Source organism: Nocardia sp. NPDC057668, assembly GCF_042799795.1.
Lineage (GTDB): Bacteria > Actinomycetota > Actinomycetes > Mycobacteriales > Mycobacteriaceae > Nocardia.
Window position 1 is genome coordinate 103,104 of record NZ_JBHVIC010000001.1, and the last position, 13,054, is coordinate 116,157.

Annotated in this window: 11 protein-coding genes; 8 read left to right on the forward strand and 3 right to left on the reverse strand. The window is 68.0% G+C overall.

Annotation, left to right across the window (positions count from 1 at the left end):
• Nucleotides 1–7: 7 nt before the first annotated feature.
• The 8 genes from nuoH (at nt 8) to ACFVBH_RS00530 (ending at nt 9,551) form a co-directional block, all read left to right on the forward strand.
• Nucleotides 8–1,807, forward strand: a complete 1,800-nt coding sequence (gene nuoH / locus ACFVBH_RS00495; RefSeq protein WP_379001539.1) for an NADH-quinone oxidoreductase subunit NuoH — start codon at nt 8–10, stop codon at nt 1,805–1,807.
• The gene (locus ACFVBH_RS00500) at nt 1,807–2,664 is read left to right on the forward strand and encodes an NADH-quinone oxidoreductase subunit J (RefSeq protein ID WP_378998453.1); all 858 of its coding nucleotides are present in this window, start codon (nt 1,807–1,809) and stop codon (nt 2,662–2,664) included. The genes nuoH and ACFVBH_RS00500 overlap by 1 nt, the downstream gene beginning before the upstream one ends.
• Nucleotides 2,661–2,960, forward strand: coding sequence for an NADH-quinone oxidoreductase subunit NuoK (nuoK, locus tag ACFVBH_RS00505; protein ID WP_354986740.1), 300 nt, complete (start codon nt 2,661–2,663; stop codon nt 2,958–2,960). Before ACFVBH_RS00500 ends, nuoK begins: the two co-directional genes overlap by 4 nt.
• Before the next feature lie 19 nt (nt 2,961–2,979).
• Nucleotides 2,980–4,851, forward strand: a complete 1,872-nt coding sequence (gene nuoL, locus ACFVBH_RS00510; RefSeq protein ID WP_379001541.1) for an NADH-quinone oxidoreductase subunit L — start codon at nt 2,980–2,982, stop codon at nt 4,849–4,851.
• On the forward strand, nt 4,848–6,455 hold the full coding sequence (locus tag ACFVBH_RS00515) for an NADH-quinone oxidoreductase subunit M (protein ID WP_378998455.1): 1,608 nt from the start codon (nt 4,848–4,850) through the stop codon (nt 6,453–6,455). The genes nuoL and ACFVBH_RS00515 overlap by 4 nt, the downstream gene beginning before the upstream one ends.
• 14 nt (nt 6,456–6,469) lie before the next feature.
• Nucleotides 6,470–8,089: an NADH-quinone oxidoreductase subunit NuoN gene (gene nuoN, locus ACFVBH_RS00520; RefSeq protein ID WP_379001543.1), complete on the forward strand. Its 1,620-nt coding sequence runs from the start codon at nt 6,470–6,472 to the stop codon at nt 8,087–8,089.
• Nucleotides 8,090–8,304: 215 nt separating this feature from the next.
• A complete protein-coding gene (locus ACFVBH_RS00525; protein WP_354986738.1) occupies nt 8,305–8,628 on the forward strand; it encodes a hypothetical protein in 324 nt (107 codons plus the stop codon).
• Between the two features lie 65 nt (nt 8,629–8,693).
• Entirely contained in the window at nt 8,694–9,551 is an 858-nt protein-coding gene (locus ACFVBH_RS00530; RefSeq protein WP_354986737.1) for an SMP-30/gluconolactonase/LRE family protein, read from the forward strand.
• Between the two features lie 54 nt (nt 9,552–9,605).
• On the opposite strand, the gene ACFVBH_RS00535 is transcribed toward ACFVBH_RS00530, so the two are convergent.
• The 3 genes from ACFVBH_RS00535 to ACFVBH_RS00545 form a co-directional block, all read right to left on the reverse strand.
• Nucleotides 9,606–10,445: an alpha/beta fold hydrolase gene (locus ACFVBH_RS00535; protein WP_378998458.1), complete on the reverse strand. Its 840-nt coding sequence runs from the start codon at nt 10,443–10,445 to the stop codon at nt 9,606–9,608.
• Nucleotides 10,446–10,576: 131 nt separating this feature from the next.
• The gene (locus tag ACFVBH_RS00540; protein WP_378998460.1) at nt 10,577–11,776 is read right to left on the reverse strand and encodes a DUF418 domain-containing protein; all 1,200 of its coding nucleotides are present in this window, start codon (nt 11,774–11,776) and stop codon (nt 10,577–10,579) included.
• Between the two features lie 162 nt (nt 11,777–11,938).
• A complete protein-coding gene (locus ACFVBH_RS00545; protein ID WP_378998462.1) occupies nt 11,939–13,000 on the reverse strand; it encodes a ParB/Srx family N-terminal domain-containing protein in 1,062 nt (353 codons plus the stop codon).
• Nucleotides 13,001–13,054 lie beyond the last annotated feature (54 nt).

The following is a 13,054-nucleotide window of genomic DNA, read 5'->3' on the forward strand; positions in this document are numbered from 1 at the left end:
TCACTACCTGCTCGCCCAGGCCGCCGGAACCGAACCCGATCCGCTGGGCGTGTTCGGCCGTGACCCGTGGTGGCTGATCCTGCTCAAGTCGGTCGGCATCTTCGTGTTCCTGCTGCTGATCCCCATGCTGGCGGTCTACGCCGAGCGCAAGATCGTGGCGTTCATGCAGATGCGCGTCGGCCCGAACCGGGTCGGCCCGCGCGGCAGCCTGCAGTCCATCGCCGACGGCGTGAAGATGCTCCTCAAAGAGGACATCATCCCGGCCATCGTCGACAAGCCCATCTTCATTCTGGCGCCGATCATTTCGCTGATCCCGGCGGTCATGGCGTTCGCGGTGATCCCGTTCGGCCCGGAGGTTTCGATCTTCGGCGAGCGCACCCCGCTGCAGCTGACCGATATGCCGGTGGGCGTGCTGTACGTGCTGGCCATGGCCTCGGTCGGCGTGTACGGCATCGTGCTCGCGGGCTGGGCGTCGGGCTCGACGTACCCGCTGCTGGGCGGGCTGCGCTCCACCGCGCAGGTCATCTCCTACGAGATCGCCATGGCGCTGTGCTTCGCGGCGGTGTTCCTGCTCTCGGGCACCATGGCCACCTCGGGCATCGTGGAGGCCCAGTACGGCACCTGGTACGTCTTCCTGCTGCTGCCCTCGTTCCTGATCTACGCGGTGTCCATGGTCGGTGAGACCAACCGCGCGCCCTTCGATCTCCCCGAGGCCGAGGGCGAGCTGGTCGGCGGCTTCCACACCGAGTACTCCTCGCTCAAGTTCGCCATGTTCATGATGGCCGAGTACATCAACATGGCAACGGTTTCCGCGCTGGCCACCACGCTGTTCTTCGGCGGCTGGCACGCACCGTTCCCGATCAGCCTGTGGGCGGGCGCGAACTCGGGCTGGTGGCCCATGCTGTGGTTCACGGCCAAGGTGTGGACCTTCCTGTTCGTGTTCATCTGGCTGCGCGGCACGCTCCCGCGCCTGCGCTACGACCAGTTCATGAATCTCGGCTGGAAGCTGCTGATTCCGGTGTCGCTGGCCTGGGTGATGTTCGTGGCCACGCTGCGCGCACTCGAGAACGAGGGCATCCGGGTCCAGACCCCGGGCATGATCATCGGCGGCCTGCTGATCGCGGGTCTGCTGATCGGACTGGTGCTCAGGGCCGGGCACGCGGGCGACGACCGGACCAAGGCGGCCCCCGATCCCGAATCGACAAGCCAGTACTCGGATTTCCCGGTGCCGCCCATGCCCGCCGCGGCGGGCAAGACGGGGCCGAAACCCGGTCTGCTGGAACCGCTCGGCGGCTTCTACGTCACCGCGGCGACCATGTTCAAGAAGCCCAACACCGAGCTCTACCCGGAGGTCAAGACACCGACCCAGCCGCGCTATCACGGCCGGCACCAGCTCAATCGGCATCCGGACGGGCTCGAGAAGTGCATCGGCTGCGAGCTGTGCGCGTGGGCCTGCCCGGCCGACGCCATCTTCGTCGAAGGCGCGGACAACACCGAGGAAGAGCGCTTCTCCCCCGGTGAGCGCTACGGCCGCGTCTACCAGATCAACTACCTGCGCTGCATCGGCTGCGGCCTGTGCATCGAGGCGTGCCCGACGCGGGCGCTGACCATGACCAACGAATACGAACTGGCCGACGACAATCGCGTCGATCTCATCCTGGAGAAGCGGGACCTGCTCGCGCCGATGCAGCCGGGCATGGTGGCCGCGCCGCACGAGATGTACCCCGGCGCGGACGAGGGTTCGTACTACCGCGGCGAGGTTCCCGGCGCGCCGAGCGAGCTGGCCGCAGCGGAGGGGAAGAAGTGATGAACATCCTCAATGCCGCACCGGCGCAAGAAGTCATGACGCACACCGGTACCGGTGAAGCCGTGCAGTTCTGGATTCTGTCGGTGGTGGCCGTGGCGGGCGCGCTCGGCATGGTGTGCGCCCGCAAGGCCGTGCACTCCGCGCTGTGCCTGGCCGCCACCATGATCACGCTCTCGGCCTTCTACATCGCCCAGAGCGCGCTGTTCCTGGGCGTGGTGCAGATCGTGGTCTACACCGGCGCGGTCATGATGCTGTTCCTGTTCGTGCTCATGCTGGTCGGCGTGGACTCCGCGGAGTCGCTGCGCGAAACCCTGCGCGGGCAGCGCATCGCGGTGATCGTGGTCGGCGTCGGCTTCGGCATGCTCATGATCGCGGGCATCGCGCGCGGGATGAACGCCCCCGACGTGGCGGCGACCGGTCCGGGGCTGGGCGGGAACGACACCGTCGCCGCGCTGGCCGAACTCATCTTCCTGAAGTACATCTGGGCGTTCGAGCTGACCGGCGCGCTGCTGATCACCGCGACCATCGGCGCCATGGTGCTCGCGCACCGCGAGCGCTTCGGGCCGCGTCAGGATCAGCGGGAGATGTCCAAACAGCGGTTCCGGGACGGCAAGCGGGTCACCCCGCTGCCCACGCCCGGTGTGTACGCCCGCCACAACGCGGTCGACGCCCCCGCGCGCCTTCCGGACGGCTCCTTCGAGGAACTCTCGGTCAGCAGCATCCTGCGGCACCGCCGCAACCGCGCGCACGAGGAAGCCGTGGTGCGCACCGTCGGCAGCGGCGCGGAAGACAACGGCGGCAACGGGAATGGCAAGGACAGCGACGACTCCGGATCTGACACGGAAGGCTTGCGGTGAACCCGGACAACTATCTCTACCTCTCCGCCCTGCTCTTCACCATCGGCGCGGCCGGGGTGCTGGTGCGGCGCAACGCGATCGTGGTGTTCATGTGCGTGGAGCTGATGCTCAACGCGGTGAACCTCGCGTTCGTCACCTTCGCGCGCCTGCACAACAATCTGGACGGTCAGGTCTTCGCCTTCTTCACCATGGTGGTGGCCGCCGCCGAGGTCGTGGTCGGCCTCGCGATCATCATGACCATCTTCCGCGCCCGTCGCTCGACCTCGGTCGACGACGCCAACCTGCTGCGGTACTGACATGGATACCGCACAGTTGATGCTGTGGCTGCTGCCGGCGCTGCCCCTGAGCGGCGCCGTGATCCTGTTGCTGCTCGGGCGATTCAGTGACAAGTGGGGGCACCTGCTCGGGACGGGGCTCGCGCTGAGCTCGTTCGGGGTGGCCGCGTGGGCCTTCTGGGAGATGCTCGGTCGCGCGAACGACGAACGGGCCGTTCGGCATACGCTGTTCAGCTGGGTTCCGGTCAACGGGCTGCACGTGGACTTCGCGCTCGGGCTCGATCAGCTCTCGATGTGCTTCGCGCTGCTGATCACCGGCGTCGGGTCGCTCATTCACATCTACTCCGTCGGCTACATGTCGCACGATCCCGGGCGGCGGCGCTTCTTCGCCTACCTGAACCTGTTCCTGGCGGCCATGCTGGTGCTGGTCCTGGCGGACAACTACCTGGTGCTGTACCTGGGCTGGGAGGGTGTGGGCCTGGCGTCCTACCTGCTCATCGGCTTCTGGTACGACAAGCCTTCCGCCACGGCGGCGGCCAAGAAGGCGTTCATCGTGAACCGGGTCGGCGACATGGGCCTGGCCATCGCGCTCATGATCATGTTCGCGACCTTCGGGACCGTGGACTACCGCGGGGTGTTCGGGGCCGCCGACCAGGCGAGCTCCGCGGCGCTCACCGGCATCGGGCTGATGCTGCTGCTGGGCGCGTGCGGCAAGTCCGCGCAGGTCCCGCTGCAGGCGTGGCTCGGGGACGCGATGGAGGGCCCGACCCCGGTGTCGGCGCTCATCCACGCGGCCACCATGGTCACCGCGGGCGTGTACCTGATCGCGCGCTCGAACCCCATCTTCGATCTCGCCCCGGGTGCGCAGGCCGCGGTCATGGCGGTCGGCGCGGTGACGCTGCTGTACGGCGCGATCATCGGCTGCGCCAAGGACGACATCAAGAAGGCCCTGGCCGCCTCGACCATGAGCCAGATCGGCTACATGATGCTGGCGGTGGGCCTGGGTCCGGTCGGCTACGCCGCGGCCATCATGCACCTGCTCACGCACGGCTTCTTCAAGGCCGGGCTCTTCCTGGGCGCGGGCTCGGTCATGCACGCGATGAACGACGAAACCGATATGCGACGGTACGGCGGCCTGCGCAAGCTGCTGCCGATCACCTACGTGACATTCGGACTCGGCTACCTGGCCATCCTGGGCATACCGCCCTTCGCCGGATTCTTCTCCAAGGACCGGATCATCGAGGCGGCCTTCGCGCACGGCGGTTTCGGCGGCATCATCACCGGCATCGCCGCCCTGGCCGGTGCGGGCATCACCGCCTTCTACATGACCCGCGTCATGCTGCTCACCTTCTTCGGTGAGAAGCGCTGGAAGGAGGGCACGCACCCGCACGAGTCGCCCGCCTCCATGACCGGCCCCATGATTCTGCTGGCCTTCGGCTCGGTGTTCTCCGGCGCGCTGCTGGCTTACGGTTCGGCCCTGCAGAATTGGCTCGAACCGGTGGTCGGCGCGCATCACGGCGAACCGATCATCCCGGTGTGGGCGATCACGCTGTTCGCCCTCGCGGTCGTCGCGGCCGGCGTGTGGGTGGCCTACGACCAGTACGCCAATCATCCGATTCCCGAGGTCGCGCCCGCCGGCTCCCGGCTCACCGTGGCCGCGCGCCGCGACCTGTACGGCGACGCCTTCAACGAGGCCGCGTTCATGCGGCCCGGACAGCACGTGACCCGATCGCTGGTGTTCGTCGACAATCGCGGCATCGACGGTCTGGTGAACACCACCGCGGCCGTCATCGGCGGACTGTCGGGCCGAATCCGGCGCGTGCAAACCGGTTTCGTGCGCTCGTACGCCCTGTCCATGTTCACCGGCGCGGCACTGGTGGCCGCCGCCCTGCTGGCGGTGAGGTTGTTTTGAGTGACTTTCCCTGGCTGACGACGCTGTGGGCGGTTCCGGCCATCGGAGCCGTGCTGGTGCTGCTGTTCCCGGCCGGGTGGCGGAACGCCGCCCGGATCTTCGCGCTCGTGGTCTCCCTGGCCACGCTCGGTGTCGGCATGTGGCTGGCCTGGATGTTCCAGCCCGGCGGCGATCACTTCCAGTTCGTCGAATCCCACGAATGGATCCCGGCTTTCGGTGCGGGGTACACCCTGGGCCTGGACGGCATCGCCATGGTTCTGGTGCTGCTGACCGCCGGGCTGGTCCCCCTGCTGCTGCTCGCGGGCTGGCAGGACGACCGCGAGGTGGGCACCGGGCCGCGGGTGGCGCACTACTACGTGGCGCTCACCCTGGTGGTCGAAGCCATGGTGCTGCTGTCGTTCACCGCGCTCGACATCCTGATGTTCTACGTGTTCTTCGAGGTCATGCTCATCCCGATGTACTTCCTCATCGGCGGCTTCGGACCCAAGACCGCCGACGCGGCCATGCGCGCCCAGCGCTCGCGGGCGGCGGTGAAGTTCCTGCTGTACAACCTGTTCGGCGGACTGATCATGCTGGCCGCGGTCATCGGGCTGTACGTGCTGACCGCGCGGGAGCAGCTCGGCGCGAACGGCGGCGGCACCTTCGATTTCCGAATCGTGATGGAGGCGGCCAACTCCGGGCAGCTCGGCGCCGGGCCGGTGGTGCTCAACGCGCTGTTCCTGGGCTTCATGTTCGCGTTCGCGGTCAAAGCGCCGCTGTGGCCGCTGCACACCTGGCTGCCCGATGCCGCTGTCGCCGCGACCCCGGCCAGCGCGGTGCTCATGATGGCGATCGTGGACAAGGTCGGCACGTTCGGCATGCTGCGCTACTGCCTGCTGCTGTTCCCCGACGCCACCGCCACGTACGCGCCGTTCATCTGCGTGCTCGCGGTCATCGGCATCATCTACGGCGCACTGCTGGCGATCGGGCAGACCGATGTCATGCGCCTGATCGCCTACACCTCGATCTCGCACTTCGGCTTCATCATCCTGGGCATCTTCGCTCTCACCACGCAGGGCAGCACCGGGGCGACGCTGTACATGGTCAATCACGGCATCTCCACCGCCGCGCTGTTCCTGATCGCCGGTTTCCTGGTCTCGCGCCGGGGCACCCGGCTCATCGCCGAATACGGCGGGGTGCAGAAGGTCGCGCCGATTCTGGCGGGCACGTTCTTCATCTCCGGTCTGGCCACGCTCTCGCTGCCGGGGCTGGCGCCCTTCATCAGCGAATTCCTGGTACTGATGGGCACTTTCACGCGCTACCCGGTGGCGGCGATCTTCGCGGCCTCGGCGCTGGTGCTGGCCGCGCTGTACATCCTGTGGATGTACCAGCGCATGATGACCGGGCCGGTGAAGCCGGGCAACGAGCGGCTCTACGATCTGCTGCCGCGCGAAATGGTGGTCGTGGTGCCGCTGCTCGCGGCCCTGCTGTTCCTCGGGGTGTATCCGAAACCGGTGCTGGACACCATCGATCCCGCCGTGACCCGCACCCTCACCACCATCGGACAGCACGATCCGGTTCCGGCGGTCACGCCGGAGGCGTCCCCGACAGGAGGGAACAAGTGAGCGGCACACCCCTGATGCTGGCCGCGGTGGCGCAATCGCCACTGGCGGCGGCGCTGCCCGCGCCGAGTATCGAATACCGGCTTCTCGCACCGATGCTCATCGTGTTCGGTGTCGCGGTCGTCAGCGTGCTGGTGGAAGCGTTCGCGCCCAGGCGATCCCGCTACCTGATCCAGTTGATCCTGGGACTCGGCGGGATGGGCGTGGCGCTGGGCGCGGTCATCGGACTGCGGGGCTCCCGGGCGACGGCGGTGGTCGGCGCGGTCGCCGTCGACGGGGTGACGCTGTTCCTGCAGGGCGCCATCCTGGTCGTCTCCATCCTGGGCCTGCTCTTCATCGCCGAGCGGCGGGCCGACCGGGTGCCGATGTACCGGGAGGGCCCGGGCACCTGGAGTCTGACCGCCGCGCGCGGGGTGGACGCCTTCACCCCGCAGGCCGCGTCGATGCCGGGCAGCTCGGACGAGATCGCGGCGATGCGCGCGGGCATCTCGACCACCGAGGTCTTCCCGCTCACGCTGTTCGCGGTCGCCGGGCTGCTGTTGTTCCCGGCCTCGAACGACCTGCTCACGATGTTCATCGCGCTCGAGGTGCTGTCGCTGCCGCTGTACCTGCTGTGCGGGCTGGCGCGGCGGCGGCGGTTGCTGTCGCAGGAAGCGGCGCTGAAGTACTTCCTGCTCGGGGCGTTCTCCTCCGCGTTCTTCCTGTACGGCATGGCGCTGCTGTACGGCTACGCCGGGACCGTGCGGTTCTCCGGCATCGCCGAGGCGGTCACCCGGGACACGGGCAGGTCGCACACGCTGGCGGTGCTGGGCGTGGCGATGCTCGCGGTCGGCCTGCTCTTCAAGATCGGTGCGGTGCCGTTCCAGTCCTGGGTGCCCGATGTGTACCAGGGCGCGCCGACGCCCGTGACGGCGTTCATGGCCGCGGCGACCAAGATCGCGGCCGTGGGCGCGCTGCTGCGAGTGCTCTACGTCGCGGTGCCGGATCTGCGCAACGACTGGCGGCCGGTGCTGGCGGCCGTGGCCATCGCGACCATGATCGCCGGCGCGGTGCTGGCCATCACGCAGACCGATATGAAGCGCATGCTCGCCTACTCCTCGATCGCGCACGCGGGCTTCATTCTCACCGCGCTGGTCGCGGCCAACGACTCCGGCGTCTCGGCGGTGCTGTTCTACCTCGCGGTCTACGGGCTGGGCACGCTCGGCGCGTTCGCGGTGGTCTCGCTGGTGCGTGACGACAACGGTGATGAGGCAACGGCTTTGTCGGCGTGGGCGGGTCTGGGTCGCCGATCGCCTTGGCTGGCTTCGATTTTCGCGCTCTTCCTGCTGTCCTTCGCGGGCATTCCGCTGACCGGCGGGTTCATGGCCAAGTTCGCGGTGTTCGAGGCGGCGTCCTCGGGCGGCGCGTCCGCACTGGTCATCGTGGGCGTGATCTGCAGTGCCATCGCGGCCTTCTTCTACGTGCGGGTCATCGTGCTCATGTTCTTCACCGATTCCCCCGCCACACCGCCGGTGCTGGTATTCCCGACCCTGACCACCACCGTCGTCGCCCTCACGGCCGCGGCCACGCTGGTGCTCGGCGTGTTCCCGCAGCCGCTGCTCGATCTCGCCGATCAGGCTGCGACGTTCGCACGCTGAGGCTTTCGTTCCGAGGTCCCCGACAGGCCCGCCGTCCCGGACGGCGGGCCTGTTTCGTGCCTGGTACCCGAGGCCCCGGTGCGAGTTCCGGCTTTCGCTGGCGCGTGCCCGATTTTGACCCATAATTGTTTTGCGACTTATGCGAGTTCCCCGGTGGGCGCGGTGGCTTCGTCATAGCGTGAACAGTGGGCCGGGACTCGGTGGGAGGCGGACAAATGCGAGCACATCCGGCAGCGATCGGATTTCTCCGGCGGGACGTGTCGGGAGTTCAACTACAGTGGCATCGGGCGCAGATCCAGCATGTGGCCCGGCGCCTGGGTTACGACCTGTGCCAGACCATGATCTTGGATCCGCGCGCAGAGCGTTCGGAACCGGGCTTGACAGCGGCGGTGTCGGACCTCGAGGCCGACGCGATCATCACCCCCAGCCTCGAGCACTTCGACGGGGCGGTACCCGACGATATAGTGCAGTTGGCCGATGTGATCACCGTCAGCCCGGAGAACACCTACGCCCGCTGGGTCCTACCGCCGCTGGGATAGGACCGATGAAAGTTCGAGCTCGAGGCCGTCTGCACTTTTGGACGATACCGATCCGGAGGTGAAGCATGACCACAAGCTCCTCGATAACCCCCACGGTACTGATGGAGGGGCTCGCGCTGGGCGAGTCACCTCGATGGCACGACGGCAGGTTGTGGCTCTCGGATTGGCTGGCGGGGCAGGTGCTCACCGTCGACTACCAGGGCAGGCACTTCGTGCAGCTCGAAATGTCCGGTCTGCCTTTCTGTTTCGACTGGCTGCCCGACGGGCGCATGCTGATCCTGTCGAACGGGGACGGGCGCAAGCTGCTGCGGCGCGAATTCAGCACGCGGCTGCACACGGTGGCGGACCTCAGCACGCTGTCGCCGCATCCGTGGAACGAGATCGTGGTCGCGGACAACGGGAACGCGTACGTGAACTCCATCGGGTTCGACATGATGGGCGGAGCGGAGCCGCAGCCGGGGATCATCGCGGTCGTCGCGCCGGACGGCAGTGCGCGGCAGGTGGCCGGTGATCTGCGGTTTCCGAACGGCATGGTGATCACGCCGGACGGCGGCACGCTCATCGTGTCCGAGTCCTACGCGCAGTGCCTGACCGCTTTCGACATCGAGCCGGACGGCGGGCTGTCCAATCGCCGGGTCTGGGCCGAGGTGGACGGTCACCCCGACGGCATCTGCATCGATGCCGAGGGCGCGATCTGGTGTGCGGCCATGACGCGGTGTGTCCGGGTGCGCGAGGGCGGGCAGATTCTGGCCGAGGTGCCGCTGGACCGGGCGGCCTTCGCCTGCATGCTGGGTGGTCCGCAGTCGAGCACCCTGTACGTGATGGTCGCGGAATGGGCTGGGTCCGAAGGGATGTCGCCCGATCGCCGGACCGGGCAGATTCTCACCGCGCCCGCTCCGGCGCCGCGGGCCGGTCATCCCTGAACCCGGCTCGGGGCGGCGGACGCACATCCGCCGCGCCCCGGCCCTCCGGTGAGATCAGTTCTCCCGCAGTACTTCCCGCACCCGCTTGGCGAAGGCTTCGACGTCCTCGGTGAAGCCGCCGTGACCGCCGGGGAACAGGATCGGTTCGATACCCATCCCCGCGCCCAGCGCGCGTGAGGTCTTGTCACAGAACTGCCCCGCCGAGGCGTCGCCGATTCCGATGACGATCCGCGCCGGCGCGGTCTTCAGCGCCTCGAGGTCGGGCTGCCAGCCGGAGGTGGGGTGCAGTTCGTGCTCGTAGAAGAAGTCGTCCGAGGCGATCTCGGCGGCCGAACGGTCCGGGCCGGTCATCTGTGCCAGCATCTGGGTGAGCATCGGCTCGGGGATCTCCATCCCCGTCATGGCGAAGAACTTGCGCCACGCACCCTCGGCGTCACCGGCACGGTGCGCGGCGATCATCTCGTCGGTCTGCGCCCGGTAGCTCTCCCGGTCCGCCAGCAGCTCCCGCAGGGGCGGCTCGTGCGCGATGACGGTGTGCACGAGCTCCGAATGTGTTTGGGCCAGAGCGAGACACGTGACCGCGCCGCCGCTGGACCCGAACACTGCCGCCGGCCCCGCACCGACGGCCGCGATGAGCCGCGCGAGATCGTCGGCCCGCAGTTCGGGCGTGGAGTCGCTGTCCGGGTCGTTGAGCACGCTTCGCCCGTGCCCTCGCGGATCCAGCGTCAACACGGTGTACTCGTCCGCCAGGAGTTCGGCCACACCCTGAAACGGCCCCGCGTCCATGGGCGCGCCGACGAAGGCGACCAACGGCCCGCTCCCCCGGACTTCGTAGTACAGACTCCCGTCCGGAACTGTCAGGTTTGCGGTGGTGGCGGCGATCGACGAGGTCATGATCTCTCCCTGCGAACAAGCGATAAGGTCACCTCTTCAGACGCTGCCCCGCCCCGAAACTCATCGGTCGCCCGCGCCGAAACTCATCGGTCGCCCGCGCCGAATTGCGTGGGTGTGTTCGGCGGTCCCGATCAGGCCGGTTCGGATACGCGCACGGGTTGCCTGCGCCAGGGTGGGAGGGTTCGGTAGGTGGCTGCGCGCAGGAGCCATTCGACGGGGCCGTAGGGGTGGGTGCGGAGCCAGCGGGTGCTTGCCCGGAGCTGGAGGACGTAGGTCAGCAGGGCGACCGCCAGGACCGCCCAGGGTGGGAGGCGGTCGGCCAGGGACAGGCCGTAGCCGGTGTAGATCAGGGCGAAGATCAGGGACTGGGTTATGTAGTTGGTGGCGGCCATTTTTCCGGCGGGTGCCAGGTCGGTGATCGGGGACGCCCAGCGCCAGCGGGTCAGCCAGACCACGGCCGCCACGTAGCCGAGGGTCATGAACGGGTTCGCGAGTTCCTGGAGGCCGTGGAGTACGTCGGGGGTGCGCCCCTCGATCGACCAGAACGCCGTCGTGATCAGCGAAACCGGTAGTCCCACGGCAAAACCCACCTTCAGGGCGATGGGGGTCCAGCGGGTCAGGAGTTCCCGATCCTCGAAGAGGCGGCGTTTGCCCGCCGCGAGGCCGAGCAGGAACATCGCCAGGCTCGGGACGCCCTGGCCGAGCCAGGTGAAGAGCATGAAGATCGGGGCCGTCTCCAGTTGGATGCGCAGCGTTTCGCCGAAATCGCCGGTGTATCCGGTGTGCATGCGCGGCAGATCGAGCAGTTCACCCAGCCCGGCGACCCCGCCGCCACCGGTGAAGAACGACAGCGCGACATAGAGCAGGTACAGCGTGACGCCGGTGATCAGTGCCGTCCGGGGGCGAATCTTGCGCAGCAGCACCAGGATCACGCAGAGGATCGCGTACAGCGTGAGGATGTCCCCGATCCACAGGAACAGTACGTGCGCGAGCCCGATCAGGAACAGCGCGCCGCTGCGCCGCAGCAGTCTCGGCACCGGCCGCGCGCCTGCCCGCTCCGCCGCCGCGATCTGCAGGGTGAACGAGTACCCGAACAGGAACGCGAACAGCAGGTAGAACTTCCCCAGGAACAGCCCGTACATCACCGCGTAGACGACCCGATCGACACCGCCGTCGAACATCGGCGCCGGGTTGTCCGCGGTTCCGGTGAACGACATGAGCATCGTCCCCACCAGCGCGTTGGTGACCAGGATCCCGAACAGCGCGAACCCCCGCAGCACGTCGATCTCCGCGATCCGCCGCCCGCCCGCCGCCCTCTCCTCATCAGCCATGGGCGTCACGCTAACGAGCGGCAACGTCAGCGCACATCGGCCACAGCACCCACCCGGGAAACGACCTGAGCGGTATTGACAGTGCGCGTCGCGCGCGGATAAGGCGCGGGCCGGAGGTCCGGCACGTGAACGCGTGCCGGACCGGGAACCGACGGCTTCCCGTCAGCGCTTGTTGCGGAGGCGGTACTCGATCGCGTAGGCGATCTTGCCGGGCTTGGCCTCGGAGTACGGCACCGAGAGCTTCGCGAACTCGCCCTTGGTGGCGGCCTTTCCGTCGTTCCACGCGGCGAGCGCGCCCAGTTCACCGGCGGTCTTCCCCGCGGCGACAACGGTGCCCGCACCCAGGGCCACCTGCTTCTCGGTCACGGTCTTGACCGCGGCGAGGTAGGCGGCGGGATCGTTGCGGTTCCAGTCGCCCACGACGTTGCTGTCGCGCATCCACGCGCCCCAGTAGAACTCCTGGAACGGGATGGTGCCGGCCTCGTAACCGATGTCGCGGCCGAAGTACATGAGGCTGCGGTACTTGTCATCGGCGAAGTTGGCCAGGCCCAGGGTGCGGGGCAGCTGACCGACCTGGATCGGCTTGCCGGCCACGTCCTGCAGCCAGACCCAGCCGTTGGCCTTCATGCGATCCCAGAAATCCTGGGTCGACAGGTTGCTCAGGTTGTCCAGAACCCGCAGTCGCACATGGCTGTTCGCACCGCCGTCCGGGGTCTCCAGGAAGGAGGTCAGGGTGTGGTGGCCGTCGGTCAGGTACGCCTGCCCGCCGGGGCCGATCACGACGGTCTTCATGGGCGCGATGGAGTCGGCGGTTTCCTTGCCGACCGCGATCGTGCACGCGAACGAGGACGGATCGCTCAGCTTCGCACCGGGTGTGGCGGATGCCGCCACGCCCTGGCCGTTCGCCTCACACCAGTCGTCGAACTTCTTGTTGATCTCGTCCTTGCCGAGCGTGTACCGGCCCAGCTTGTAGTAGACCTCGTCGTAGCCCAGCGACGGCTGCGTCGGCAGCACGTCGCCGATCCGCACGTCCAGCAACTCCCCCGCCTTGGCGCACCCGTAGGCGCCGCCGCCGGCCAGGCCACCCGATCCGCTGGACACGGTGTTGCACGCGGCCGCCGCGGCCTCGCCGGGCACGACCCAGCTCACCGCGCTCGTCACTGCCACCACGGCGCCGGCGATCGCCGCCGCCCACCGGATACGCCCGAGTGTGGAACTGCTCATCGAAACCTCACATCCTGCTGAACAAAATCGCATCACCTTGACCACGGCACATGA